Annotated in this window: 21 protein-coding genes; 13 read left to right on the forward strand and 8 right to left on the reverse strand. The window is 72.8% G+C overall.

The genetic code is table 11. The features are described 5' to 3' along the window. Positions 1-64 precede the first annotated feature (64 nt). The 5 genes from ACGFZW_RS34640 to mug all read left to right on the forward strand — a co-directional run bounded on the left by ACGFZW_RS34640 (position 65) and on the right by mug (position 5,436). Entirely contained in the window at positions 65-1,408 is a 1,344-nt protein-coding gene (locus tag ACGFZW_RS34640; RefSeq protein ID WP_393897284.1) for a hemolysin family protein, read from the forward strand. After that, positions 1,405-2,427 (forward strand): hemolysin family protein, encoded by a 1,023-nt coding sequence (locus ACGFZW_RS34645; protein ID WP_393897285.1) that lies wholly within the window; start codon positions 1,405-1,407, stop codon positions 2,425-2,427. The genes ACGFZW_RS34640 and ACGFZW_RS34645 overlap by 4 nt, the downstream gene beginning before the upstream one ends. 125 nt (positions 2,428-2,552) lie before the next feature. Then, positions 2,553-3,347, forward strand: a complete 795-nt coding sequence (locus ACGFZW_RS34650) for an SGNH/GDSL hydrolase family protein (protein ID WP_393897286.1) — start codon at positions 2,553-2,555, stop codon at positions 3,345-3,347. A gap of 102 nt (positions 3,348-3,449) precedes the next feature. Further along, positions 3,450-4,883, forward strand: coding sequence for an adenylosuccinate lyase (gene purB / locus ACGFZW_RS34655; protein ID WP_393897306.1), 1,434 nt, complete (start codon positions 3,450-3,452; stop codon positions 4,881-4,883). 1 nt (position 4,884) lies between these two features. After that, a complete protein-coding gene (gene mug, locus ACGFZW_RS34660; protein ID WP_393897287.1) occupies positions 4,885-5,436 on the forward strand; it encodes a G/U mismatch-specific DNA glycosylase in 552 nt (183 codons plus the stop codon). Between the two features lie 72 nt (positions 5,437-5,508). Here mug and ACGFZW_RS34665 read toward each other — a convergent pair whose 3' ends face one another. Beyond that, the gene (locus ACGFZW_RS34665) at positions 5,509-5,895 is read right to left on the reverse strand and encodes a hypothetical protein (RefSeq protein ID WP_393897307.1); all 387 of its coding nucleotides are present in this window, start codon (positions 5,893-5,895) and stop codon (positions 5,509-5,511) included. Positions 5,896-6,200: 305 nt separating this feature from the next. Here ACGFZW_RS34665 and ACGFZW_RS34670 point away from each other — a divergent pair, with 305 nt between their 5' ends. Then, positions 6,201-7,358: an ROK family transcriptional regulator gene (locus tag ACGFZW_RS34670; RefSeq protein WP_393897288.1), complete on the forward strand. Its 1,158-nt coding sequence runs from the start codon at positions 6,201-6,203 to the stop codon at positions 7,356-7,358. A gap of 65 nt (positions 7,359-7,423) precedes the next feature. On the opposite strand, the gene ACGFZW_RS34675 is transcribed toward ACGFZW_RS34670, so the two are convergent. Beyond that, on the reverse strand, positions 7,424-8,170 hold the full coding sequence (locus ACGFZW_RS34675; RefSeq protein ID WP_393897289.1) for a GntR family transcriptional regulator: 747 nt from the start codon (positions 8,168-8,170) through the stop codon (positions 7,424-7,426). 231 nt (positions 8,171-8,401) lie between these two features. Here ACGFZW_RS34675 and ACGFZW_RS34680 point away from each other — a divergent pair, with 231 nt between their 5' ends. After that, positions 8,402-9,079, forward strand: coding sequence for an aspartate/glutamate racemase family protein (locus ACGFZW_RS34680; protein WP_393897290.1), 678 nt, complete (start codon positions 8,402-8,404; stop codon positions 9,077-9,079). A gap of 33 nt (positions 9,080-9,112) precedes the next feature. On the opposite strand, the gene ACGFZW_RS34685 is transcribed toward ACGFZW_RS34680, so the two are convergent. Then, positions 9,113-9,997, reverse strand: coding sequence for an RNA polymerase sigma-70 factor (locus tag ACGFZW_RS34685; RefSeq protein ID WP_393897291.1), 885 nt, complete (start codon positions 9,995-9,997; stop codon positions 9,113-9,115). Positions 9,998-10,210: 213 nt separating this feature from the next. Between ACGFZW_RS34685 and ACGFZW_RS34690 the strand changes: the two genes are divergently transcribed. The 5 genes from ACGFZW_RS34690 (at position 10,211) to ACGFZW_RS34710 (ending at position 17,821) form a co-directional block, all read left to right on the forward strand. Beyond that, entirely contained in the window at positions 10,211-11,041 is an 831-nt protein-coding gene (locus ACGFZW_RS34690) for an alpha/beta fold hydrolase (protein ID WP_393897292.1), read from the forward strand. 242 nt (positions 11,042-11,283) lie between these two features. Then, complete coding sequence (locus ACGFZW_RS34695; RefSeq protein ID WP_393897293.1) at positions 11,284-12,864, forward strand: alkaline phosphatase D family protein; 1,581 nt, start codon at positions 11,284-11,286, stop codon at positions 12,862-12,864. 83 nt (positions 12,865-12,947) lie between these two features. Then, positions 12,948-14,336, forward strand: a complete 1,389-nt coding sequence (locus ACGFZW_RS34700; RefSeq protein WP_393897294.1) for a GNAT family N-acetyltransferase — start codon at positions 12,948-12,950, stop codon at positions 14,334-14,336. A gap of 215 nt (positions 14,337-14,551) precedes the next feature. Further along, a complete protein-coding gene (locus tag ACGFZW_RS34705) occupies positions 14,552-16,246 on the forward strand; it encodes a DUF885 domain-containing protein (RefSeq protein WP_393897295.1) in 1,695 nt (564 codons plus the stop codon). A 144-nt stretch (positions 16,247-16,390) separates the two neighbouring features. Continuing rightward, on the forward strand, positions 16,391-17,821 hold the full coding sequence (locus tag ACGFZW_RS34710; RefSeq protein ID WP_393897296.1) for a GNAT family N-acetyltransferase: 1,431 nt from the start codon (positions 16,391-16,393) through the stop codon (positions 17,819-17,821). Between the two features lie 23 nt (positions 17,822-17,844). Here the strand turns inward: ACGFZW_RS34710 and ACGFZW_RS34715 are convergent, their stop codons facing one another. Beyond that, positions 17,845-18,372 carry a rhodanese-like domain-containing protein gene (locus tag ACGFZW_RS34715; RefSeq protein ID WP_393897297.1) on the reverse strand — a complete coding sequence of 176 codons (528 nt, stop codon included), beginning with the start codon at positions 18,370-18,372 and terminating at the stop codon, positions 17,845-17,847. Between the two features lie 94 nt (positions 18,373-18,466). Between ACGFZW_RS34715 and ACGFZW_RS34720 the strand changes: the two genes are divergently transcribed. Continuing rightward, the gene (locus ACGFZW_RS34720; protein WP_393897298.1) at positions 18,467-18,913 is read left to right on the forward strand and encodes an Lrp/AsnC family transcriptional regulator; all 447 of its coding nucleotides are present in this window, start codon (positions 18,467-18,469) and stop codon (positions 18,911-18,913) included. 40 nt (positions 18,914-18,953) lie between these two features. On the opposite strand, the gene ACGFZW_RS34725 is transcribed toward ACGFZW_RS34720, so the two are convergent. The 4 genes from ACGFZW_RS34725 to ACGFZW_RS34740 all read right to left on the reverse strand — a co-directional run. After that, a complete protein-coding gene (locus ACGFZW_RS34725; protein WP_393897299.1) occupies positions 18,954-22,145 on the reverse strand; it encodes an AAA family ATPase in 3,192 nt (1,063 codons plus the stop codon). Continuing rightward, entirely contained in the window at positions 22,142-23,308 is a 1,167-nt protein-coding gene (locus ACGFZW_RS34730) for an exonuclease SbcCD subunit D (RefSeq protein ID WP_393897300.1), read from the reverse strand. The genes ACGFZW_RS34725 and ACGFZW_RS34730 overlap by 4 nt, the downstream gene beginning before the upstream one ends. Positions 23,309-23,394: 86 nt before the next feature. Further along, the gene (locus ACGFZW_RS34735) at positions 23,395-23,931 is read right to left on the reverse strand and encodes a hypothetical protein (protein WP_393897301.1); all 537 of its coding nucleotides are present in this window, start codon (positions 23,929-23,931) and stop codon (positions 23,395-23,397) included. Between the two features lie 265 nt (positions 23,932-24,196). Further along, on the reverse strand, positions 24,197-25,247 hold a 1,051-nt coding region (locus ACGFZW_RS34740), incomplete at its 5' end, for an APC family permease (RefSeq protein WP_393897302.1).

Consider the following 25,247-nt stretch of genomic DNA (forward strand, 5'->3'; position numbering starts at 1 on the left):
GAGCACCCTCCCGACATAGCGCGAACCTCCCGATCCTGTTCGATCATGGGACGGAGGTGACCCGATGACCGAGCTGCTCCTGCTGGCCGTAGCGCTCTGCCTGACCCTGGCCTGCGGTGTCTTCGTCGCGGCCGAGTTCTCGTTGACCACCGTCGAGCGCAGTGATCTGGAGCGCGCCGTCGAGCGCGGTGACCGCGGCGCGGACAGCGCCCTCAGGGCCGTGCGAGGTCTCACCTTCCAGCTCTCCGGAGCACAGCTCGGCATCACCGTCACCGGCCTGGTCATCGGCATGCTGTCCAAGCCGGCCATCGCCACCCTGCTCGCCGGGCCGCTGGACGCGATCGGCCTGCCGCGCTCCGGCGCCGAGTCGGTGGCCCTGGTCCTCGGTACGGCGATCTCCACCATCGTCCTGATGGTCGTCGGCGAGCTGGTCCCGAAGAACTGGGCGATCTCCAGTCCGCTGGCCATCGCCAAGAAGGTCGCGACCGCGCAGCGCGGATTCAGCGCCGCCTTCAAGCCGCTCATCGGGCATCTGAACACCACGGCGAACCACATGGTCCGCCGGATGGGCCTGGAGCCGGCCGAGGAGCTGGCGTCCGCGCGCGGGCCGCAGGAGCTGGTGGCGCTGGCGCGGCACTCCGCCAAGGAGGGCTCGCTCGAACCGGACACCGCCGAGCTCTTCGTCCGTACGCTCACACTCTCCGAGCTGACGGCGGAGAACGTCATGACGCCGCGGGTACAGGTCATCGCCCTGGACGTGCAGTCCACCGCAGAGGACGTCGCCAACGCGACCCGGGCCACCGGCCTGTCCCGCTTCCCCGTCTACCGCGGCAGCCTGGACAGCGTCGTCGGCGTCGCGCACATCAAGGACGTCCTGCGGGTCCCCGCCGAGCGCCGCCCCCGGCACCCCGTCTCCGAGCTGCTGCGCGAGCCGCTGCTCGTGCCGGAGACCCTGCCCGTCAACCACCTGCTGGACCGGCTGTCCGGCAAGCGCACCATGGCCGTGGTCATCGACGAGTACGGCGGCACGGCCGGCGTGGTCACGCTGGAGGACATCGTCGAGGAAGTCGTCGGCGAGGTACGCGACGAACACGACCCGCAGGAGACCCCCGACCTCGCGCCGGCCGGTGTCGACGCCGACGGCCGCAGCGTCTACCAGGCCGACGGCGCCGCCCGCACCGACCAGCTGCAGCGGATCGGCCTGCACCTGCCGGAGGGCCCGTACGAGACCCTCGCCGGCCTGATCGCCACCGAACTGGGCCGGATCCCGGTGGACGACGACACCCTGGAGGTCGAGGGCTGGTTGATGGACGTGCTGGACGCCACCGGCCACCGTGCGGCGCGTGTCCTGCTGCACGCGCCGCTGCCCGGCAGCTCCCAGGACCCCGGTGCGGAGGCCGGCCGATGACCGCACTACAGCTTTTCGTGGGCCTGCTGACACTGGTGGTCAACGCCTTCTTCGTGGGGGCCGAGTTCGCACTGATCTCGGTGCGCCGCAGCCAGATCGAACCGCACGCCGAGAGCGGCGACCGCCGCGCGAACAGCGTGCTGTGGGGCCTGCAACACGTCTCCGCGCTGCTGGCCGCCGCACAGCTGGGCATCACCCTGTGCACCCTGGTGCTGGGCGCGGTCGCCGAGCCGGCCATCGCCCATCTCCTGGAGCCGGTCTTCCACGCCATGGGGATCTCGGACGCGCTGATCCACCCGATCTCGTTCGTCATCGCGCTGTCCCTGGCGACCTATCTGCACATGCTCTTCGGCGAGATGGTGCCGAAGAACGTGGCGCTGGCCGAGCCGGTACGCACCGCCTTGGCGCTGGGGCCGCCCCTGGTCGCCCTGACCCGCGCGCTGCGCCCGGTCATCTTCGCGATCAACGCCCTGGCCAACGGGCTCCTGAAGCTGATGCGGGTGGAGACCAGGGACGAGGTGGCCGCGACCTTCTCCGACGACCAGCTCGCGAAGATGGTCGAGGACTCCCGGGACGCCGGACTGCTCGACGACCGGGCCAAGGAGCGGCTGCGGGACGCCCTGGAGCTGGGCCGCCGCCCGGTCAGGGACGTCGTGCTGCCGGCGGAGAAGGTGGTCTCGGCGCGAATAGGGGTCACCCCGGAGGGCCTGGAGCGACTGGCCTCCGAGTCCGGCTTCTCCCGGTTCCCGGTCGTCGACGACACCCGCCGCATCCTGGGCTACCTGCACGTCAAGGACGCCCTGGACGCCGCCCCGCGCGATGTGCCGTTCCCGGTCTCCGCGCTGCGCCCGATCGCGCGCGTCAAGGCCGCGACACTGCTCGACGACGTCCTGACGGCGATGCGCGGCTCCCGGACCCACCTGGCCGCGGTGATCGGCGCGGACGGGACGCTGGCCGGACTGGTGAGCATGGAGGACGTACTGCGGGAGCTGGTGTTGCAGCGGCCGCCCGCGGTGTGACGGGCGAACGCGACGGCGACGGCTGAGGCCGTGAGCGGCGGTCGGCGGGCCCACGGGGGTCCATCGGCCGCCGCTCGCACTCCGGGCGACACGGCTCCCGGGCCACGGGATAAGATCTCCGCGCCATGGAGATAAATGCCCGTTACACCAGTTTCGTCGCGGTCGGCGACAGCTTCACCGAAGGCATGTCGGACGCCCTGCCCGACGGCTCGTACCGCGGTTGGGCCGATCTGCTCGCCGCCCGACTCGCGGCCCGGCAGCGCAGCCACGCCGACGGGCCGCCGCCTGCGTTCCACTACGCCAACCTCGCGGTGCGCGGCAAACTCATCGGGCAGATCCTCGACGAGCAGTGCGGTCCCGCCGCCGCGATGGGCGCCGACCTCGTGACACTGGTCGGCGGGCTCAACGACGTACTGCGCCCCAAATGCGATGTGGACCGGGTCTGCGCTCAGTTGGCGGAGGCCGCCGACCGGCTGGCCCAGGGGCCCGGCCGGCTGGTGCTGATGCGCAGCCCCGGCAGGCAGGGACCGGTCATGGAGCGGTTCCGATCACGGATGGAACAGCTGTTCGCGCACATCGACGCCCTGGCGGAGCGGCACGGCGCGGTGGTCGTCGATCTCTACGCCTCGCGAGCGCTGTCCGACCCTCGACTGTGGGCGGACGACCGGCTGCATCTGAACGATGAGGGCCACCGCCGGGTCGCGGAGGCCGTCTGGCAGGCGCTCGATCTCGACGCCGAGTCCGACTGGGACGCGCCGCTGCCCGCCGCCGCGCCCCCGGGCTGGGGCGCGCGGCGCTCCGCCGACCTGCGGTTCGCGCGCGAGCACCTGGTTCCGTGGATAGGCCGCCGGCTCACCGGGCGGTCCTCCGGCGACGGCCGGCCGGCCAAGCGTCCCGAGCTGCTGCCGTACGAGGGCTGATGCCGGGACACCCGCCCCGGTCGGCGGCTTGGAGGAAAGCACAGCCGGGGCCGGGGCGCTGGCCTGCGTAAATCGCCAGTAGACTCTGGCCACGTGACTGCTGTGTCTGCGAAGCCTCGCATCCCCAATGTTCTTGCCGGCCGCTACGCCTCCGCGGAGCTGGCCGTGCTGTGGTCCCCCGAGTACAAGGTCAAGCTGGAGCGCAAGCTGTGGCTTGCCGTGCTGCGCGCGCAGAAGGACCTGGGGGTGGAGGTCCCCGAACAGGCGCTGGCCGATTACGAGCGGGTCCTGGAGAACGTCGACCTGGCCTCCATCGCCGAGCGCGAGAAGGTCACCCGGCACGACGTCAAGGCCCGGATCGAGGAGTTCAACGCCCTCGCCGGCCACGAGCAGGTCCACAAGGGCATGACCTCCCGGGACCTGACGGAGAACGTCGAGCAGCTGCAGGTGCGGCTGTCGCTTGAGCTGATGCGGGACCGTGCGGTCGCCGTGCTGGCCCGGCTCGGCTCGCTGGCCTCCCAGAACGCCGAGCTCGTCATGGCCGGCCGTTCACACAACGTCGCCGCGCAGGCCACCACGCTCGGCAAGCGTTTCGCGACCGCCGCTGACGAGCTTCTGGTCGCGTACGGGCGGCTCGAGGACCTGCTGTCGCGCTACCCCCTGCGGGGCATCAAGGGCCCGGTCGGCACCGCGCAGGACATGCTCGACCTGCTGGGTGGTGACGCCTCGAAGCTCGATGAGCTGGAGCAGCGGATCGCCGGGCACCTCGGCTTCGCGCGTGCCTTCACCTCCGTCGGCCAGGTCTACCCGCGCTCGCTCGACTACGACGTCGTCACCGCGCTGGTGCAGCTCGCCGCTGCCCCCTCCTCGATCGCCAAGACGATCCGGCTGATGGCGGGGCACGAGCTGGTGACCGAGGGCTTCAAGCCCGGCCAGGTCGGCTCCTCCGCGATGCCGCACAAGATGAACACCCGCTCCTGCGAGCGCGTCAACGGCCTGATGGTGATCCTGCGCGGATACGCCTCCATGGCCGGCGAGCTCTCCGGTGACCAGTGGAACGAGGGCGATGTGTCCTGCTCCGTGGTGCGCCGGGTCGCCCTGCCGGACTCGTTCTTCGCGCTGGACGGCCTGCTGGAGACGTTCCTGACGGTCCTCGACGAGTTCGGTGCCTTCCCGGCCGTCGTCGCCCGGGAGCTGGACCGCTATCTGCCGTTCCTCGCCACGACCAAGGTGCTGATGGGCGCCGTGCGCGCGGGCGTGGGGCGCGAGGAGGCCCACGAGGCGATCAAGGAGAACGCGGTCGCGTCGGCGCTGGCCATGCGGGAGCAGGGAGCCGAGCGCAACGAACTGCTCGACAAGCTGGCCGCCGACGCGCGGATCCCGCTGGACAAGGCGCAGTTGGACGCCCTGATGGCGGACAAGCTGTCCTTCACGGGCGCCGCGGCCGACCAGGTGACGTCCGTCGTCGGCCGCATCGAGGAGATCACCAAGCAGCACCCGGAGGCCGCGGCGTACACGCCGGGCTCGATCCTCTGACGTGGGTTTCACACCGGAGGAACTGCAGGCCGCTCGTGACCGCCTCGTCCCTGACGTCGCGGCGAGCGGCCTGCGGGTGCTCTTCTGCGGGATCAATCCCGGGCTGCTCTCGGCGGCCACCGGCCATCACTTCGCCCGGCCGGGGAACCGGTTCTGGCCGGTCCTGCATGCCTCCGGGTTCACACCCCGGCTGCTCAAGCCGGCCGAGCAGGAAGAGTTGCTCGCGCACGGAGTCGGCATCACCAATGTCGTCGCGCGGGCGACCGCGAAGGCCGACGAGCTGACGGCGGAGGAGCTCCGCGAAGGCGGGCGGCTGCTGGAGGAGAAGGTCGCACGGCTGCGTCCTGGCTGGCTCGCCGTGGCGGGCGTCACCGCCTACCGCGTCGCCTTCGGCGACAAGCGCGCCGCCGTCGGACCACAGGAGCGCACCCTCGGCGCCACCCGCATCTGGGTGCTCCCCAACCCCAGCGGCCTCAACGCACATTGGACGCCGGCCGCCATGGCCGAGGAATACGGCCGGCTGCGCGAGGCGGCGTTCGCCGAGCACTCCTGAACCCCGGCGTCGACCCGCCACACCCCTGCGGCTCGTCCGTCACCGTCGCCCCGTGGCCTCCCCAGGTCTACGTCAGCCTCCCGGTACCGCGCCCGCTCCGATCGCCACCACCACTTGGTACGGCAGCTCCGGGCCGCCCTGACCTGCACCGATTCCCACCCAGCGGCCCCCCGCGCGCCAGCTGTGCAGCCGCGGCACCACTCCGCACAGCAGGTCCAGCGGCGGCCCGACCGGCAGGCCCATCGCCACCCGTTCCAGCCGGCCGGCGAGATCCAGCACGGCGGGCCCGCCCCACCGTAAGGACAGCACGGTGGTCAGCGCCGCCAACTCTGCCGTGCAGTCCTCGCCGACCTCCTGCGCGTCTGCCGCGTCCGCCTCCCAGAGCGCAGCGCTCTCCCACAGCTGGGCGACATGAAATTCCGGTCCGCTCTCGCCCCTGGCGAAGCGCTCCCTGCGCACCGGGAACGCACGCGCGAGCAAAGCGTCGATCAGCGCCACTTGCTGCGCGGTCGTGGTCAGGGCGGTGCCGGTCGCGGCGGTGGTGCGCGCCGCCGCACTCATGGGCTGCTCTCGGGACGTCATACCGTCAGTAAACCGCCGGGGTCTGACAATTGGCCGCCCGTCAGTCGCGGACGATCAACGGTAGCGCCGGCGCACCTGGCGCCGCCCGCCGCCCGCCCCGCTCGCGGCCGCCTTCCGGGGCTCGCCGCACACCCGCTGACCGGCTACGATCCGCCAGACACGGAACGCGAGGGAGACGGACGTTGGGGCGGCTCACCGGTGGGGATCCCTCCCTGCTGCGACGTATCAACTCCGCGGTGGTGCTGCACGCGCTGCGCGCCGCGGACTCCCCCACGCTCACCCACCTCGTCCAGGTGACGGGCCTGTCCCGCCCGACGGTCGAGGGCGTGGTCGAGGGGCTCATCGAGACCGGTCTTGTGGTCGAAGTGGCCGCGGAGGAGGGCGAAGCGCGCCGCCAGGGCCGGCCGGCCCGCCGGTTCCGCTTCCGCACCGAGGCCGGTCATCTGCTGGGCATCGAGATCGGTCCGCACCGTGTCTCGGCCCTGCTCTCCGACCTCAGCGGGCGGGTGCTGGACTCCGCGCAGCGCGCAGTGGCGGAGACCGCTCCCGCCGACGAACGGCTGGAGCGCGTACGGACGGTGGTGGCCGACCTGCTGCGCCACGCGGGGGTGGCGCGTGGTTCCCTGCGGGCCGTCGGCGTGGCCGGGCCGGGCATCGTCGAGGCGGACGGCACCGTACGGCTGAGCACCGCGCTGCCCGGCTGGACCGGCCTCCCCCTGGGGGACAGGCTGCGGCGTTCCTTCCGCTGTCCGGTGCTGGTCGAGAACGACGCCAACGCCGCCGCGGTGGCCGAACACTGGAAGGGCGCGGCCACCCGGTCCGATGACATCGTTTTCGTGCTCGCGGGGCTGAGTCCGGGAGCCGGTTCCCTGATCGGGGGACGGCTGCACCGAGGGTTCGGCGGGGCGGCAGGGGAGATCGGCGCACTGCATCTGCTGGGCAGCGAGGCGACCCCGGAGACGCTGCTGTCGACGACCGGCGAGCCGCTGCACCCGCTGGACGAGGCGCAGGTCGCCAAGGTCTTCGCATTGGCACGCGACGGGGACGAACAGGCATGCCAGGCCGTCGACCGCTTCATCCAGCGGCTGGTGCACGACGTCGCGGCGCTGGTACTGGCGCTCGACCCGGAACTGGTGGTGGTCGGCGGCTGGGCGGCGGGCCTGGCCGGCGTACTGGAGCCGCTGCGCGGGGAGCTTGCGCGTTACTGCCTGCGCCCGCCGCAGGTCGCGCTCTCGGTGCTGGGCGAGGCGGCGGTGGCGACCGGTGCGCTGCGGCTCGCCCTGGATCACGTCGAGGCCGAACTCTTCGCGGTGGAGGGCACGGTGACGGGCCGCCGCTGACGCGCGACCACTGCACGACGGACGGGCCCGCGCCCTTCTGGACACGGGCCCGGGGGGGCGTCGGCTCAGCCGGCGAGCAGGGAGACCGCGTCGCTCTCACCGAAGGTGAGGCGGCAGGTGTCCGCGCGGTAGGTGGCGACCGCGACCGCGGTGGTCCGGCCCTGGGAGACATAGCGGGTGGTGACGACGAGCACGGGCGCGCCCGGCAGCCGGTCCAGCTGCTTGGCGTCCTCCGCGCGGGCCGATCCCAGCTCCACGGTGCGGTCCCGGCCCTCCAGTTCGCACGCCTGCAGCTCGTGCAGCACGGCGCGGGCGTGGGCCGCCGCGCTGACCGGCGCCACTCCTGAGCAGCCGGCGACCGCCTCGGCGAGGACGTACAGCAGCTCGGCGGCGACGGGCTGGCCGCCCGTGACCCGGCTGCGGCGCACGAGGTGGACCCGGTCACCGGGGGCGGTGTCCAGGAGGGCCGCCACAGCTGCGGGCACCGCGTCGGTCTCGACGGCGTCGACCGGCTGCCAGGCGTCGCCGGGGGCACCGGGCCAGGTGTCGCGGGCGGGGTCGACGGCGACGCCGACACGCGGCGGTGCGACGGTGGTGCCCACACCGCGCCGGCGCTGCAGCCGGCCTTCCAGCTCCAGTTGTTCCAGCGCCTGCCGGAGCGTGGCGCGGGCGACGCCGAAACGCGCCGCCAGGTCACGCTCGTTGGGCAGGATCTCGCCGACCGTGAACTCCGAGTCCAATGCCTCGCTGAGCACGGTCTTGAGGTGCCAGTACTTCGGCTCCGGCACCGTTTCGAGCTGCGTGGTCCCCACCCTGTCCTCCGCACTGGCCGTTGCCCCGCGGGGCTCCGCCGTCAACCGGACGCGGGCTCGCCCGGAGCCCGGATTATGAGCACTTCTTTATTAAAGGTTGTTGCAGTATCCCGACGATATGGCCGCCCTCACCCTTGGTCAAGACCAATGCCCCATCCGGTGGACAGCCTGCCCAGGCCGCGGCCGGGACCGCCCGCTCGACCTGCGACAACGCTCGCTAGCCTCATCGTCATGCTCACCTTGCTGCACACCTCGCCCGTCCACGTCCCGGTCTTCGACACGCTGCGGGACGAGGACGCCCCGGGGTTCGCGCTCCGTCACCTCGTCCACCCCGAACTGCTCACCCGGGCAAGGGAAGAGGGTCCCGAGGCGGTGGCGGGGCAGGTCGCGGACGTCCTCGGGTGGGCCGTGCGTGACGGCGCGCGTGCGGGGCTGTGCACGTGCTCGACGATCGGTTCGGTCGCCGAGAAGGCGGGTGCGGCGCTCGGGCTGCCGGTTCTGCGGGTGGACCGGCCGATGGCCGCGGCCGCCGTCGCCACCGGCACGCGGGTCACGGTGCTCGCCACGGTGTCGAGCACGCTGGGACCCACCGCGGACCTGATCGCGGAGGAAGCCGAGCGGGCCGGGCGTGCGGTGAGCGTGCGCAAGGTGCTCGTGCCGGATGCCTGGGAGCGCTTCGAAGCAGGGGACGAGGACGGCTATCTCACGGCGGTGGCCGCCGCCGCGCAAGGGGAACGGGAGACCGACGCCATCGTGCTGGCTCAGGCGTCGATGGCGTCGGCCGCCGCGCGGATGACGGACACCGGTGGAAGTGGGGTGCCAGTGCTGTCGAGCCCGCGCTCGGGCCTGCTGGCCGCCGTACGGGAGGCCACCCACCCGGGACCGGGCCACGCGTTGCCCACACGGTGACCTGTGGCGGGGACCCTCCCACACGCCGGCCGGTCAGCTCTTCGCGAGCGAGGCGAGCTTGTCGGGGTTGCGCACGATGTAGACCGTCGTGACCCGGCCGTCCACGACATCGAGCTGGATGACGGTGTCCGGCACGCCGCCGTAGTGGGCCAACAGCGCTGCTCCGCCGTTGAGTTCCAGGATGCTGAACTCCATGCCGGGCGTCGGCCTACCGGCGACGCCCACCAGGAACCGGGCCACCTTGTCCGCCGAACGGATGATGCGCAGCGGCGCCTTGGCCTTCCCGCCACTGTCCCCGACCAGCCGCGCGTCGGTGGCGAGCAGGCGCAGCAGGCCCTTGAGGTCCTCGCCCGCCGCAGCGGCCAGGAAGCGCTCGGTCAGCTCGCGCTGCCGCTCGGGGTTGACCTCGAAGCGGGGCCTGCCCTCCTCCACATGCCGCCGGGCCCGTGCCGCCAGCTGGCGTACCGCCGCCTCACCCCGGTCCAGGACGGTGGCGATCTCGCCGTACGGATAGCCGAACGCCTCGCGCAACACGAAGACGGCCCGCTCCAGCGGGGAGAGGGCTTCCATGACGACGAGCATCGCCATGGTGACGGTCTCGGTGAACACCGCCCGCTCCGCGGTGTCGGGGGCGACGCCTGCGGTGTCGGTCGCGAGTGGTTCCGGCAGCCAGGGGCCCACGTAGGACTCCCGGCGCGCCTGGACCTGCCGTAGGCGGTCGATGGCCAGCCGGGTGGTCACGCGCACCAGGTAGGCGCGCGGTTCGCGCACCTCGCTACGGTCGGCCGCCGACCAGCGCACCCATGCCTCCTGGACGACGTCCTCGGCGTCGGCGACGCGGCCGAGCATGCGGTAGGCCACGGCGTGCAGCACCGGTCGGTGCTCTTCGAAGACTTCGGTCGCAAGATCCGTCAGCACTCTTCCATCCCACCGGTCCGCCGTCGCCTTGTCCAGCGGAAACCGCGGAGTGCGGGCTGCCCGCGGCGTGGTGTGCGGCACAGTGCCGGGTGCTGCCCGGGCTCCGGGCGGCCTCGGATCCCCCCTCCCCGTACCGCTCAGTAGCCATTACTGGCATCGTGGCTGCGCACATCCGGCAACAACGCACGTCACGCGAACTCTTGAGGAGTCCCCATGGCCGCCCCGGTCTCCTTCGCCCGCATCACCTCCGCAGACCGGCCGCCGTGCACGCTGGCCTACGAGCGCAAGGGTGCGGGTGAGCCCCTCGTCCTGCTGCACGGCATCGGCCACCATCTCCAGGCGTGGCGTCCGGTCTGCGACATCCTCGCCGCCTCGCACGAGGTCATCGCCGTGGACCTGCCCGGTTTCGGCGCCTCCCCCGGCCTTCCCGGTGGTTGCTCCTACGACATCCCGACGGTGGTCTCGCTGCTCGCCGAGGCGTTCACGGAACTGGGCATCGAGCGGCCCCACGTGGCGGGGAACTCGCTGGGCGGGCTGCTGGCTCTGGAGCTGGGCCGCCGCAACGCCGTACGGTCGGTCACCGCCCTTTCACCGGGCGGCTTTTGGACGCCGGCGGAGCGCCGCTACGCGTTCGGCATGCTGCGCGGCATGTACGCCGGGGCGCAGGCGCTGCCGGAGCCGGTCGTGGAGTCGCTGGCGCGGTCCGCCCTGGGGCGCGCCTCGCTGACCGGCACCATCTACGCCCACCCCGGTCGCCGTTCGGCCGACGCGGTCGTCGCGGAGACCCGGGCGTTGCGTACCGCCCCCGGGTTCGAGCCCACGCTGGCGGCCGGCCGCGCGGTCCGGTTCACCGCCGATGTGCCGGACGTCCCGGTGACCATCGCCTGGGGCAGCCGGGACCGGCTGCTGCTGCGCCGCCAGGGAGTGCGGGCCAAGCAGACGATCCCGGGCGCCCGGCTGGTGCGCCTGCCGGGCTGCGGGCATGTGCCGATGAACGACGATCCGGCGCTGGTCGCCCGGGTCATCCTCGACACGATGGGCTGACGGGCGGGCCGGCTGCCGCTGCCTGCCCGACCCCCGGTCCGGTACGCCGCCGACGCGCATCAGGAACCGCCGGGGCCGGCACGACGTCTAGGCGATCGGCCCGCGCGCTTGCGACCATGGCCCGGCCCGGTGGCCCGCCGTACACGAGCACCGGCAGGTGTTCACCGCACGTTCGGCCGCGGGGCATCGGGCAGCGGTACGAACGTGACGTCACCGAGGTCGATCGAGCGATGGAGGTTCATATGGGGCCGGGATCCGGCAGGGGCTTGGGCTTCGGACGGCGGTCACTGCTGCACGGCACGGCGGCCGGGACCGCGGCGCTGGCACTGCCCGCCCTGTCCTGTGCCGCTTCGGCACAGGCACGCAGCGGCCGGCCGAGCGCCGAGTGGGGGGTACAGGTCGGGGACGTCACGACGTCCTCCGGGCTGGTCTGGGTACGGTCGGACCGGCCGGCCCGGATGGTGGTGCAGACGGCGGCCACCGAGTCGTTCCGCAACGCCAGGACCTGGCACGGCCCGGTGATCGGAGCCGGCACCGACTTCACCGGCGTCACCTCGCTGCACGGGATGCCGTCCGGTGAGCAGATCCACTACCGGGTGCTGCTCGCCGACCCCGACGACCCCCGGCACACCGGCGAGCCGGTCACCGGCACCTTCCGTACCGCGCCCCGGCAGCGCCGCCGGGACGTCCGCTTCCACTGGTCGGGGGACCTGGCGGGCCAGGGCTGGGGAATCAATCCGGACCGCGGCGGCTACCGCATCTATGAGGAGATGCGCCGCCGCAACCCGGACTTCTTCCTGTGCAGTGGCGACAACATCTACGCGGACAGCCCGATCACCTCCCGGGTCACGCTGCCGGACGGTCGTATCTGGCGGAACGTCACGACCGAGGAGAAGTCGAAGGTCGCCGAGACGCTCGCGGAATTCCGCGGCGCGTTCCGCTACAACCTGCTGGACGACAACCTGCGCCGCTTCAACGCCCAGGTGCCCACGATCGTGCAGTGGGACGACCACGAGGTCCACAACAACTGGTATCCGGGGCAGCTGCTCGACGATGCCCGGTACACGGAGAAGGACGCGGATGTGCTCGCCGCGCGCTCGCTGCGCGCGTTCGGGGAGTACTTCCCCGTCCGTACGCTGCGCGCGGACGGGGACGGGCGGGTCTACCGGGTGGTGCGGCACGGCCCCCTGCTGGACGTGTTCGTGCTGGACATGCGGCGCTACCGCAACGCCAATTCACCCGGACGGCAGACGGACGACCCGCAGGGCATTCTCGGCGCCGACCAGCTGCGCTGGCTCAAGCGTGAGCTGTCCCGGTCGCAGGCGGTCTGGAAGGTGATCGCCTCCGATATGCCGCTGGGCCTCGTCGTCCCGGACGGCAAGACGAACTTCGAGGCGGTCGCGCAGGGCGATCCGGGCGCTCCGCTGGGCCGCGAGCTGCAGATGGCGGAGCTGCTGCGGCACATCAAGCACCAGCGGGTGACCGGCACCGTGTGGCTCACGACCGACGTCCACTACACCTCGGCGCAGCACTACGCGCCGGAGCGGGCGGCGTTCAAGGACTTCGCGCCGTTCTGGGAGTTCGTCTCCGGGCCGCTGAACGCGGGCGGCTTCCAGGCGCTCAAGCTGGACGGAACCTTCGGGCCCACTCAGGCGTTCATCAAGGCGCCGGACCGTGCCAACACCTCCCCCGCGGAGAGTCCGCAGTACTTCGGCGAGATCGACATCGACGGGGGCAGCGGGGAGCTGACGGTGCGGCTGCGGCAGGAGGGCGGCGAGGTGCTGTTCAGCAAGGTTCTTCAACCTGGACAGGTGGGGCAGTAAAGGCCAATGCGTCGATTACGTCTTTTACCCGTCCGACACAATGTGTTGGCGATCAGGCAACACCCGTCGGCGAGGCTGTCTGCATGACTGAAGCATCCTCTGCCAACAGCTCCCGTCGCCATCACTGGCGACGGGGCGTCATCGAACTGGCCGCCCTGTGCACCACCGCGGCGGCCGCGGACGCCCTCGCCGATTCCCTCGGCTTCTCGGGCCCGGCTCTGCCGTGCGCCGCGGCCGTCGCCGTCCTGGCCGTCGCGGGCTTCCACATCCGGTGGTCACGCCGCCACGAAAACGCCCCTCCGCCGACCGATACCGGCGCCACGGCGTCGTCCTCCGCCGCCGGGCCCGACGCCCGCGGTCACGAGACGACGCTGTGGCGGATGCGGACCACGGTCCGGGACGAGCCGGGCAGCCTGGCCGCCCTGTGCACGGCGCTGGCCGCGTGGCGGGTGGACATCCTCAGCCTGCAGACCCACCCGCTGTCCGACGGCACGGTCGACGAGTTCCTGCTGCGCGCGCCGACGACGGTCCAGCCCGAGGAGCTGACCCGCGCGGTGTCCGGCGCGGGCGGCGCGCGCACCTGGCTGGAGCGGGCCGACGCCCACGACCTCGTCGACGCGCCGACCAGAATGCTGGGGCTGGCGACACGCACCGCGCTGGACTCGGCCGAACTACCGCTGGCCCTGAGGCAGTTGCTGGGCCGCTGCACCATCCGTTCGGTGCCTGCCCGGTCGTTGAGCGGCCAGCCGCTCGCCGAGCAGGTGCCCGTCGAGGGCGTGCTGGAGGAGCACCTCATGAAGTTCCGCGACCCCTCCGGGGGGTCTTTGACCATCGAAAGGCCGCAGTTGCCGTTCACGCCCACCGAGTTCGCCCGGGTGCGCGCGCTGACCGAACTGGACAACCGGCTCGGCCAGCGGGTCCCGCCGCGACGGGATGTGCTGACGCTGCCCGAGGGCAACGAGATCACCATCCGCCGCGCCGGCCCCTCCGACCAGGCCGCCGCCCGCGAGATGCACGACCGTTGCTCCTCCGGCACCCTCGACCTGCGCTACCACGGCCCGGTCTCCGACGCGGACCGCTACCTCGGGCACCTGCTCAGCCCGCGGTTCGGCCGCACCCTTGCGGTGGAGACCGCGTCCGGCCGCCTGGTGGCGCTCGGCCATCTCCTGTGGGACGGCGACGAGACCGAGGTCGCCCTGCTCGTCGAGGATGCGTGGCAGCAGCGGGGAATCGGTGCGGAGTTGCTGCGGCGGCTGGTGGCGATGGCGGCCGAGGCGGGCTGCGACAGCGTGTACGCCGTCACCCAGGCGTCCAACACCGGCATGGTGGCGGCGATGCGTGGCCTGGGGCTGCCGCTGGACTACCAGATCGAGGAGGGCACGCTCGTGATCACCGCTCGTCCGGCGCCTGTGCCGGCCCGCCGTGAGGTGCGGGAGATCATCCGGGTGCGGGACGGCTCCGGCCGCCGCTGAGCTGCCGTCCGCCTGCCGGCCCCGTGCCGGGCGGGCGGGTCGACGCCGGCCGACCGCCGGAGTGCCGACCGCACTCCGGCGGCGGCGCGTAGGGGCCACACCGCGCGCCGGGAGGGTGCAAGGTCCCCTCGGCCGGGCCACCGTTTCGTAAAGTGACAGGAACGTCCGGCGGAATGATGGTGACGCGGAGGGGCATCCGTACGAGGATGACCCACATGTCCAACACCACTCCTTCCAGCGGCGGCCCGCTGCCCCGCCAGGTCGCCGATGCCTATGTCGACGCGCTCGTCGACCTGGACCCGATCACCGGCACCTTCCTCGGCATCGCCGAGAGTTCCGGTCAGCTCCCCGACTTCTCGCCGACCGGCCAGGAGGCGGTGGCGCAGCTCGCCCGTACGACGCTGGAGCGGCTCACCGAGGCCGAGGCCCGGCCGGGCGCCGACAGCGCCGCGGAAAAGGTCTGCGCCCGGCTGCTGCGCGAACGGCTGACCGCCGAACTCGCCGTACACGAGGCGGGCGAGGGCCTGCGCACCGTCAGCAACCTCAGCTCGCCGCTGCACCACCTCCGCGAGGTCTTCACCGTCACCCCCGCCGAGACCGAAGAGGACTGGGCGGCGATCGCCCGGCGTCTGCGGGCGGTGCCCGCCGCGCTGGAAGGCTACCGGGCCTCGCTGGAAGCCGGCCTCAAGCGGGATCTCCCCGCGGGACCGCTGCAAGTCGTCACCGTAGTAGGGCAGTTGACCGAGTGGATCGGTACGGACCGCAGCTGGTTCGCCGAGTTCACCGGTGCCGGCCCGGAGACGCTGCGCGCTGAGCTGACCGCGGCCGCCGAGGTGGCGACCGGCGCGCTGGTGGAGCTGCGTGACTGGTTCCGTGACGACTACGCCCCCGCGGTCGCCGGCGCGCCGGACGTCGTCGGCCGGGAGCGCTATGCCCGGCTGGCGCGCTATTTCAACGGCGCCGACATCGACCTGGACGAGGCGTACGCGTACGGCTGGTCGGAATTCCACCGGCTGCTGGCCGAGATGGAGACCGAGGCCGAGAAGATCCTGCCGGGCGCCAAGACCCCGTGGGAGGCGCTGGCCTGGCTAGACGACAACGGCGAGGCCGTCGAGGGCGTCGAGGAGACCCGGCAGTGGCTCCAGTCGCTCATGGACGAGGCCATCGACGCCCTGGACGGCACGCACTTCGAGCTCGCCGAACGGGTACGGCGGGTGGAGTCGAGGATCGCGCCGGTGGGCAGCGCCGCCGCCCCGTACTACACCCAGCCGTCGCTGGACTTCTCCCGTCCCGGGCGCACCTGGCTGCCGACGATGGGCGAGACCCGTTTCCCCGCCTACGACCTGGTGTCCACCTGGTACCACGAGGGCGTGCCCGGCCATCACCTCCAGCTGGCCCAGTGGGCGCATGTCGCAGAGGACCTCTCGCGCTACCAGACGACCGTGGGCATCGTCAGTGCCAACGCCGAGGGCTGGGCGCTGTACGCCGAGCGCCTCATGGACGAACTGGGCTTCCTCAGCAACGCCGAGCGGCGGCTGGGGTATCTGGACGCGCAGATGATGCGGGCGGTCCGCGTCATCATCGACATCGGTATGCATCTGGAGCTGGAGATCCCGGCGGACTCGCCCTTCCACCCGGGTGAGCGCTGGACGCCCGAGCTGGCGCACGCGTTCCTGGCGAGCCATTGCAGCAGGCCCGCCGACTTCGTCCAGAGCGAGATCATCCGCTATCAGGGCATGGCCGGGCAGGCGATCGGCTACAAGCTCGGCGAGCGGGTCTGGCTCAAGGGCCGGGAGGCGGCCCGCGCCCGGCGGGGCGCGGACTTCGACCTCAAGGCATGGCACATGGCGGCGCTCTCGCAGGGCTCCCTCGGCCTGGACGATCTGCTGAGCGAACTGTCGGCGCTCTGACGCCCCACCGGTGACCGGCGGACGGCCGGCGGCAGGGCAGCACAGTGGCCCGGCCGCCGGTCATCCGCCGGCCGTCGGTCCCGCGCGAACGGCCGGCGCGCCTCGTGTTGTGGCCGGCCGTCACCGTCCGTAGGGTCCGCTGACATGACAGTCGGCTCCGCGGCGGACAGGCCGCTCTTTCTGCTCCCCGGCGATCCGCTTCGTCCCCGGCGTATCGACCCGCACTTCGCGGCGGAGGCGGCGGCAGCACAGGCGGCCGGAGCGGCGACCGCCGTGCTGGATCACGAGGCGCTGCTCGCCGGGGACGACGAGCGTGCCGTCGTACGGGTGCCGCGCGACGCCGGCCCGCTCTGGTACCGAGGCTGGATGCTGCCAGCGGAGCGCTACGCCGCGCTGGCCACGGCCCTTTCGGCGCGGGGATGTCGTCTCCTGACCTCGCCCGACGCGTACCGAACCGCCCATGAACTCCCCGGCTGGTACGCGACGTTCAAGGCCCTTACGCCCCGCAGCGCATGGCTGCCGTGTCCACCGGGCCGGACCCCTGGGAAAGCGGAGCTGGCACGTCTGGCCGAGCAGTTCGGTGGCCGTCCGCTCGTCGTCAAGGACTGGGTGAAGTCCCGCAAGCACGAGTGGGCAGAGGCCGCCTATGTCCCCGACGCGGCCGACACCGCCCGGCTGGCCGCAGTCGTCGAACGGTTCGTGACCCTCCAGGAGGACTCCTTGACCGGGGGCGTGGTGCTGCGCGCCTTCGAGTCGTTCGACGCGGCGGGCGAGGCCCGGGTGTGGTGGGTGGACGGCGAGCCGGTCCTCGTCGGTGCGCATCCCGACACCCCGCGGCTTCGCCCGGTGCCCGATCTGGCCCGGGTGGCCGATGCCGTACGGGAGTTGGGCCGCCGCTTCGTCACCACGGATGTGGTACGGCGCTCCGACGGTGCCTGGCGTGTGGTGGAGGTCGGCGACGGCCAGGTCAGCGGGCTGCCCGAAGGGGCCGACGCGGGGCCGCTGTTCGAGGCCCTGGTCGCCGTCGGAGCGGGCTTCCCGCTGACGCTCACGGCGGGCCGGGTCGCCCTGCGCGCCCTGCTGCCGACCGCGGCGGCACAGGTCGCTGACGGCGAACCCGCGGGGTACGACTGGGTGGACGGCACACCACCGCGGTCCACCTCCGCCGGCGCCGAGATCGCCCTACGCGAAGCAATCGCGGCCGGCCTGAAGCGCCCCGGCTGGAGCGGCTACGTCCTCACCGACGCCGAGGCCGGCACCGCTCTGGGCAGCATCGGCTTCCACGGCCCACCGGACGCGGAGGGCCGGGTGGAGATCGGCTACGACCTCTCGCCCTCCGCACGTGGCGCCGGGTGGGCGACCGCCGCCGTGCGACTGCTGACCGGATGGGCGGCGGAGCGACCGGAGGTGCGGACGGTCTGCGCGGTGACGGAGCCGGAGAACGCGCCCTCGCAGCGTGTGCTGGCACGCGCCGGGTTCCGCTTCGCCGGCGAACGCGACGGCCTGCGGGCGTACGAGATGCGGACGCGGGCCGCCGCCGTGGCCGCGGATGGACGCAGCGAAGGACCCGCGTGACGCGGACACTCCCCCGCCGCGCGTCAGCAGCCGCAGTCCTCGGCGGCGGCGGGTGCCGTCAAGGGGTCGGCCGGGAGGCGTTGCGGCCCCTGCCGGGTGGTCACCTCGTAGCCCTCCCGGATCCAGTACTCGATGCCGCCGAGCATCTCCTTGACGCGGTAGCCGAGCCGGGCCAGCGCGAGGGCCGCTCGGGTGGCGCCGTCGCAGCCGGGGCCCCAGCAGTAGACGATGACCGGGACCGCCGGATCGAGGATCTCCCGCGCGTCCTGCGCCATGCGTGCGGTGGGGAGGTGGACGGCGCCGGGGACGTGCCCCTGGTCCCATGCTTCGGTGCTGCGGGAGTCGACGACCACCAGATCGCGGGCGCCTGCCGCGAGAGCGTGATGCACATCGGCGACGTCTGTATGGAAGGCGAGGCGCGCGGCGAAGTGCGCGGCGGCGTCGGCGGGCGCCCCCGGCGGGACGGCGAGCACGCGATGCGGCAGCGAGCCGGTACGGGTGCCGACGGGGCCGACGGTGGCTGTGGTGCGCTGAGGTGTCCGTGTGGTCATGGCCGATAATTTATGGTTCGCCGATCGGCCCGAGAAGTGATGATCACCGGCAGAACCCTTGATCTACCGCTGATTTCACTGCTAGACAGCGCAGATGACCGGCTATTCCCCCGACGCCACCGACTGGCGCATCCTCGACGTCCTGCAGCGCAACGGCCGCGCGGGCTACGCCGAGCTGGCGCGCGCCGTGAACATGTCCGCGAGCGCCGTCACGGAGCGGGTGCGGCGGCTTGAGGAGGCCGGAGTGATCTCCGGTTACGCGGCGGTGATCGACCCGGAGCGGATCGGCCTGTCCGTCCTCGCGTTCGTGCGGCTGCGCTATCCGAACGGCAACTACAAGCCGTTCCACGATCTGCTGGACACCACACCGGAGATACTGGAGGCCCACCACGTCACGGGCGACGACTGCTTCGTCATCAAGGTCGCCGCCCGTTCGATGAAGCACCTGGAGGAGGTGTCGGGCCGCATCGGGGCGCTCGGCGCGGTGACCACCAGCGTCGTCTACTCCTCGCCGCTCCCCCGCCGTCCGGTCGGTCATTGACCAGGCCGGTGCGAGACGGACGGGACCTTGAAAACAGGTCCTAGTGCCGGATGTGGTGCCGCACGGTGGATCCCGCCCGGTCCTTGAGGACTTCCAGTTGCGCCGGGATGCGCGCCCTGAGATCCGCGACATGGCTGACGATGCCGACGCTGCGGTCCCGTTCGCGCAAGGAGTCCAGGACGTCGAGCACCTCGTCCAGGGTCTGTTCGTCGAGGCTGCCGAAGCCCTCGTCGATGAAGAGGGTGTCGAGCCGGGTGCCGCCTGCCTCGTCGGTGACGACATCGGCGAGGCCGAGCGCCAGTGCGAGCGAGGCGAAGAACGTCTCGCCTCCGGAGAGGCTGGAGGTGTCCCGCTCATGGCCGGTCCAGGCGTCGATGACGTGCAGACCGAGCCCGGAGCGCCGGGCGCCGCCCGCCCGCTCGTCGGAGTGCACCAGGGTGTAGCGGCCCGCCGACATCCGGTGCAGCCGCGCGCTGGCGGCTGACGCGACCTGTTCCAGCCGGGCGGCGAGGACGTAGGACTCCAGGCGCATGCGCCGCTCGTTCTCCGTGGACGTGCCGGCGGCGAGCGAGGCGAGGCGGGCGATCCGGTCGTGGTCGGCGCGCAGCGGGGCCAGCTCGCGGGCGTCGCAGGCGGCGCGGGCCGACAGCCGGTCGAGTTCCGTGCAGCGTTCGCGGGCCGCGGTGTGGGTCGCGAAGGCGGTCCGCAGCCGCTGTTCCGCGGCGTCCAGGGCGGCGCGTGCGGCCTGCGGATCCGCGGGCGGCAGGGCCGCTGCCGCCACGCCCGCCGGGTCGGCCAGTTCCGCGGCCACCGCCGCAGCTTCGGCCTGCGACTCGTCGAGCCGCTGCTGCAGCGCACGCCACTCACCGTCCCGCAGCAGCGCTTCGGCGGCGGCCTGCGGGGTGTCGAACCCGGCGCCGTGGGCGGCGTCCGTCAGACCTGCGGCCGCTTCCTCGAACCGTCCGGCGCAGGAGGCCGCGGTGCGGGACGCCTCGGCCGCGGCGGCGAGCAGGGTGACCTGCCGCTCCAGCCGCCGTGCCCGGTCGGCGACGCTCGCGCTGCCTCCCCGAGCACGGTCCAACTCGGCTTCCAGAGCAGCGTGTTCGCGCTCCAGCGCCTCGCGGTGCGATGTCCGCGCGGCGACCCGGCGCTCGGCCTGCTGCTGTGCGGTACGGCGCCGTTCGTACTCGCGCTCGGCACGGTCCAGGGCCTCGCGGGCGGCATGCAGATCCGCGGCGGCCGTACGGTCGCTCGCGTGGTCCGCCCGCAACTGCTCCACGTGTACGGCGAGTTCACCGGCCGACGTGTCGCCCGCCGCGGCGGCCGCGCCGGCCAGCGCCTCCTTGACGGACTGGCGGCGGTGCTCCGCTTCCTGGCGCTGCTGTTCGGCGCTCCGGTAGGCGGCCAGCGCGCTCTCCTCCGTCGCCCGATCGACGTGACCGGCGTCGGCCTCGGCCGGGTCGGGGTGCTCGGTCGCGCCGCACACCGCACACGGCCTGCCCTTCTGCAGGCCCTCCGCGAGTTCGGCGGCGATGCCGCGCAGCCGCCGGTCCTTGAGATCGAGCCAGTGCTCCTGGGCCGCGGCAGCCCGCTCCCGGGCGGCGAGCAACTCCTCCTCGGCCGAACGGACTTCGGCGCCGATACGGTCCCGGAGACGGGCCGCGTCCAGCCGCTCGGCGGCCGGGGAGATCAGCGCGCCGAGCTGTTCGGCCCGGGTCGCGGCGTCCTGGGCCGTCTCGATCCGCTGCTGGTGGGCCTTGCGGGCCGTCTCCCAGCCCGCCAGCCAATCCGCCGTGTCCAGCAGCGTCTGGTCGTCGGCGCGTGCCTCACGGTCCAGCGCGGCGCGCTCCAGAGCGATGTCGGCGGCCCGGCTTTCGGCGCGGCGTGCCGCGGCAAGCGCTCCCAGCTCCTCCCGCACCGCACGCTCTCGGGCGGCGAGCCGCTCACCCTCGGCTTCGGCGAGGTCCGGCGGGAGCTGCGTCCGGTGTCTGCGCTCCTCACGCCGCGCGGCGTCCAGCTCGTTCCGGGCGGCGTCGCGCAGCGCGAGGGCGGGGGCGACCTCCGCGGCCGCGCGGGCCCGCTCCAGTCTGCGGCGGGTCCGCTCCCGCTCCTCGGTGCCGGCGTCGAGCCGGTCGGCGCGCCTGCGGGCGTCGGCGTGCCGCTGTTGCAGGCGGTCGCGTTCCCTGGCCTCCTCCAGCCACCTGGCGGCGCCCCGCTCCGCCTCTTCCGCGGCGGACACTGCGGCACGCGCGACGTCCAGCCGCTCCCGTGCGCCCGCCCTCGCCACGGCGGCTCGGACCAGTACGGCTTCGGCGAATCCCGGCTCCGAAGGCCCGGGGGTGTCAGGTTGTCCCGCGGCCGGCTCGGCCGCGGCTGCCGGTCCGCGGTGGGCGGCGCGGCCGGCGGGCCCGCCCTGGCCGGGCACGGTGGCGCGTCCGGCGGTGGCGCCGACTCGTCCGCGGGCCGGTGCGGGCTGCGGGGCGCTCGCGGGTGCGGGGACCGAAGGGTCGGCGAGGTCCGCGCACTCACCGGCCGCCTGCGCCATCCGGTGCGCCAGTGCGAGCAGTTGCTCGTCACCCGCGGCGACCCGGTCGGCCGCGCTCTTGCGGCGTGCGTTCAGCTGCTCTTCGAGGGCGGCGAACCTGCGGGTGTCGAAGAGGCGTCCGAGCAGCCGTGCGCGGGCCTCGGCGTCGGCGCGCAGAAAGCGCGCGAAGTCGCCCTGCGGCAACAGGACGACCTGGCAGAACTGCTCCTTGCTCATACCGAGGAGCTGGCCGATCTCTTCGCCGATCTCCTGGTGGGAGCGGCTGAGCGCCTTCCAGTGACCGGCACCGTCGACACCGTTCCCGGGCTCCCCGCCTGCCGCGGGCACGTACTCCCGCAGCCGGCTCTGCGCCTTCTCCCGGGTCGTGCCGCTGCCCCGCTTCTTGGGGCGCGGCTGCTCGGGGAGCCGGGTGATCTCCAACCGCCGTTCGCCGACGGTCAGTTCGAGGACGACCTCGGTCAGGGTCAGCGGATCGGCGAGGTCGCTGCGCAGCGCCTGCCCGCTCTGCCGGGCCCCGGGCACGGAGCCGTAGAGCGCGAAGCAGACGGCGTCCAGGACGGAGGTCTTGCCCGCACCGGTCGGCCCGTGCAGCAGGAAGAGCCCCTCGCGCGAGAGGCGGTCGAAGTCGATGGTCTGGGTGCGGCCGAACGGCCCGAAGGCGGTCAGTGTCAGCCGGTGCAGCCTCATCGCGCCACCTCGCGCACGGTGTCGTCGACACGTACGTCGTCGATCGCCGACCGCAGTTCGGCCCGCTCGTCCGCATCCGCCACGCGCCCGGCCCGCACATGCTCCACGAAGTCCTCGGCGATCTCCTGGTCGCTGCGGCCGCGCAGCCGCTGGGCGTACGAGGCAAGCGAGCGGGTGGGCCCCTCGTCGGGGTCGAAGACCAGGCTGACGATGTGCGGGAAGCGCTTGGCGAGACGGGCCATGGGCTCGTGGGGGCGGGAGGAGTCGGTGAGGGTCGCCTCGACCCACGACTCCTCGTCCCCGGACCACGCCGGGTCGTCGAGGAGTTGCTCGAGCGTTCCGCGGAGCCGTGCCAGGGGCCGTGGCACCGGGCAGTCCACCCGCTCGGCATGCACTTCGCCCGCCGCGTCGAGGTCGACGAGCCACGACAACTTACGGTGACCGGCCTCGGAGAAGGAGTAGGCGAGCGGCGATCCGGAGTAGCGGACCCGCGGGGAGAGCGTCTGCGCGCCGTGCAGATGCCCGAGCGCCGCGTAGTCGACGCCGTCGAAGACCGCCGCGGGGACGGACGCCACCCCGCCCACGGTGATGTCGCGCTCGCTGTCGCTGACGGCGCCCCCGGTGACGAAGGCGTGCGCAAGCACCACCGAGCGGGTTCCTGCGGGCCGGTCCGCCAGGTCGGCACGCACCCGGTCCATCGCCGCCCCCAGCACCTCGGCGTGATCGGCGCGCCGGGCGCCGAGCTCCTCGCGCACCATGGCCGGTTCGAGGTACGGCAATCCATAGAGCGCGACCGGGCCGTACGCGTCGTCGAGGAGTACGGGCGTGGCACACGCTGCCGGGTCCGTCCGCAGATGGATGCCGGCCTGCCGCATCAGCCCGGAGCCGACGCCGAGCCTGCGGGCGGAGTCGTGGTTGCCGGAGATCATGACGGTGGGGACGCCGAGGTCGGCGAGGCGGTGCAGCACGTCGTCGAAGAGTTCCACGGCCGCGAGCGGCGGCACGGCCCGGTCGTAGACGTCTCCGGCGACGAGCACCGCGTCGACCTGCCGGCCGCGGACCGTCTCGACGAGATGGTCGAGGAACGTCCGCTGGGCGGTGAGCAGGCTCACGCGGTGGAACGACCGGCCGAGGTGCCAGTCCGAGGTGTGCAGGATCCTCACGACAGAGCCCCCACCCGCACCGCTACCTCTCCACCTGCTTCGTGACCGTGCCGGCCTCGTACCGGACTCCTGCTGCACCGGACACTCTAGCCGCGCCCGGCGCTCCGTCCGGCGGTGCCCCCGGGGCGCACGCCGCCGACGGGCCAGGTCGTCACCGACACACCCGGCCCGCATCCCAGGGCTTCCCGGGGGGTGCTGTCACCAGCGCAGAGGTGGACCATCCCGGTGGTCGTGACGCGGTGGCCGCGCAGGTGGTTGCGGACCCGGACCGTTCCGGGTCCGCACTGTGTGGCGTGCTTCCGGGGCGGTTCGCCGGCGAAGTCGTGGGTCCATGTCAGCCAGAGCGAGGAGCAGCCCCGGCCGGTGTTCGTCAGCTGCCCCTCGATCACCAGTTCGTCGGGCGAACCGGCGCGCTTGAGCTGCCACCGGGTGCCCGAGGCCGAGGCCGCGCCGTGTCGCGCCGACCATTCCACGGGGGCCGTCGGCGCTCCGGCCGCCGCCTGCGTCCGTGGCTGCGGTGCCCGCGCGGCCGGCGGGGCCCCCGCGCCGGCGGAGGAGGAGAGGGCCAGCAGCGGCACCACAGCCAGCGCTGCGGCTCCGGAGATGCGCCGGGATAAGTGCATCGTGGTGATCCCCTTCGTCGGACGCGCCGGGTCCAGGGCGAACCGCACGCACGTCGATGGAAGCACCGAGGCAGCCCGTCCTGATAGGACACGCCTCACGAAGGACTTCGCAGTGAGCACTGGTATTTCCTGATTTCGCAGCGTTCGGGGAGAGGGATCTGCCGAGCACGTGACGAAGGACATACCGCTCTCACTTCACAAAGCCGGTCCAGCGCGCCGCAGTTGACGTCTCGCGGGCAGAGCGGGAAGCCCCGCTCCCTCCCGGTCATCCGACGGCTTTCTCCTCCTCCGCAGGGTCCGGCCCCGGTCCGTGCAGGTAGTCCTCGCTGATGTGCTTCGGCCCGAACGGCCACTCCTTCTCGTGATGCGCCCAGAGCAGGAAGGCCACCACGCCCGCCGCCACCCACGCCAGCGACCACTCGACGGGGTGCCTGCCGGGCGAGTTGAGGTCCGCGTAGCCGTAGATCACCAGCCAGCCGACCAGGGCGACGATGCTCGGCAGCGGGTAGAGCCACATCCGGTACGGGCGGCGCAGTTGCGGCTGGCGGCGGCGCAGCACGCTCACCGCGGCGATCTGCGCCAGCGCCTGCACGATCACCATGACGGTGGTCAGCAGTTGGATGATCGTCGTCAGGTCGGTGTGGCGCCCGATCAGGAAACCGACGGCCATGATGCCGCCCATCGTGAGCAGCCCCAGGACGGGAAAGCGGTGGCGTGGGTGGAGCGTGCCGTACGCGCGGAAGAAGACCCGGTCGCGGGCGGCGTCGTACGGGACGCGGGAGCCGCCGAGCAGTCCGGCGAGGACGGAGGCGACGGCGGTGAGGAGGATGAGCACCGTCACGGCGTCGGCGGCGCCCCTGCCCCATGACTTCTCCAGCACGGCGGACGCGACGGAGGAGGACGCCGCGCTGTCCGGGTCGAGCATGTCCTGCCAGGGGATGACGCCCAGGGTGCCGACCTGGAGCAGGAGGTAGATGGCCATGATGCCGAGGATGGAGAAGAGGATGGCGCGCGGGAGGGTGCGGCCGGGGCGCTTGATCTCGGCACCGAGGTAGGCGGCGGTGTTGTAGCCGAGGTAGTCGTAGATCCCGATGGTCAGGCCGGCCGCGAAGCCGATCCAGAAGTGATGCGAGGTCAGCTCGAAGGCGTGCGCGGGATAGGTGAAGGCCCGCTCCGGGCTGAAGTGGGTGAATGCCGCGACGATGACGAGGACGACGGAGGCGATCATCACCGTCCACAGCACGACGGTGAGCCTGGCGATGTTCTCCACCCGCCGCCACAGCACGACGAGGACCCCGGCGGTGACGACGAGACCG

Origin of the sequence: Streptomyces sp. NPDC048248, assembly GCF_043201875.1 — a bacterium.
Classification (GTDB): Bacteria; Actinomycetota; Actinomycetes; order Streptomycetales; family Streptomycetaceae; genus Streptomyces.

Coding starts and splice junctions, on each gene's coding strand:
- ACGFZW_RS34650 (WP_393897286.1), top strand. CDS start 2,553: ATGGAGATAAATGCCCGTTACACCAGTTTCGTCGCGGTCGGCGACAGC.
- ACGFZW_RS34720 (WP_393897298.1), top strand. CDS start 18,467: ATGACCGGCTATTCCCCCGACGCCACCGACTGGCGCATCCTCGACGTC.
- ACGFZW_RS34690 (WP_393897292.1), top strand. CDS start 10,211: ATGGCCGCCCCGGTCTCCTTCGCCCGCATCACCTCCGCAGACCGGCCG.
- ACGFZW_RS34645 (WP_393897285.1), top strand. CDS start 1,405: ATGACCGCACTACAGCTTTTCGTGGGCCTGCTGACACTGGTGGTCAAC.
- ACGFZW_RS34725 (WP_393897299.1), bottom strand. CDS start 22,145: ATGAGGCTGCACCGGCTGACACTGACCGCCTTCGGGCCGTTCGGCCGC.
- ACGFZW_RS34695 (WP_393897293.1), top strand. CDS start 11,284: ATGGGGCCGGGATCCGGCAGGGGCTTGGGCTTCGGACGGCGGTCACTG.
- ACGFZW_RS34700 (WP_393897294.1), top strand. CDS start 12,948: ATGACTGAAGCATCCTCTGCCAACAGCTCCCGTCGCCATCACTGGCGA.
- ACGFZW_RS34710 (WP_393897296.1), top strand. CDS start 16,391: ATGACAGTCGGCTCCGCGGCGGACAGGCCGCTCTTTCTGCTCCCCGGC.
- ACGFZW_RS34705 (WP_393897295.1), top strand. CDS start 14,552: ATGTCCAACACCACTCCTTCCAGCGGCGGCCCGCTGCCCCGCCAGGTC.
- ACGFZW_RS34735 (WP_393897301.1), bottom strand. CDS start 23,931: ATGCACTTATCCCGGCGCATCTCCGGAGCCGCAGCGCTGGCTGTGGTG.
- ACGFZW_RS34715 (WP_393897297.1), bottom strand. CDS start 18,372: ATGACCACACGGACACCTCAGCGCACCACAGCCACCGTCGGCCCCGTC.
- ACGFZW_RS34640 (WP_393897284.1), top strand. CDS start 65: ATGACCGAGCTGCTCCTGCTGGCCGTAGCGCTCTGCCTGACCCTGGCC.
- ACGFZW_RS34680 (WP_393897290.1), top strand. CDS start 8,402: ATGCTCACCTTGCTGCACACCTCGCCCGTCCACGTCCCGGTCTTCGAC.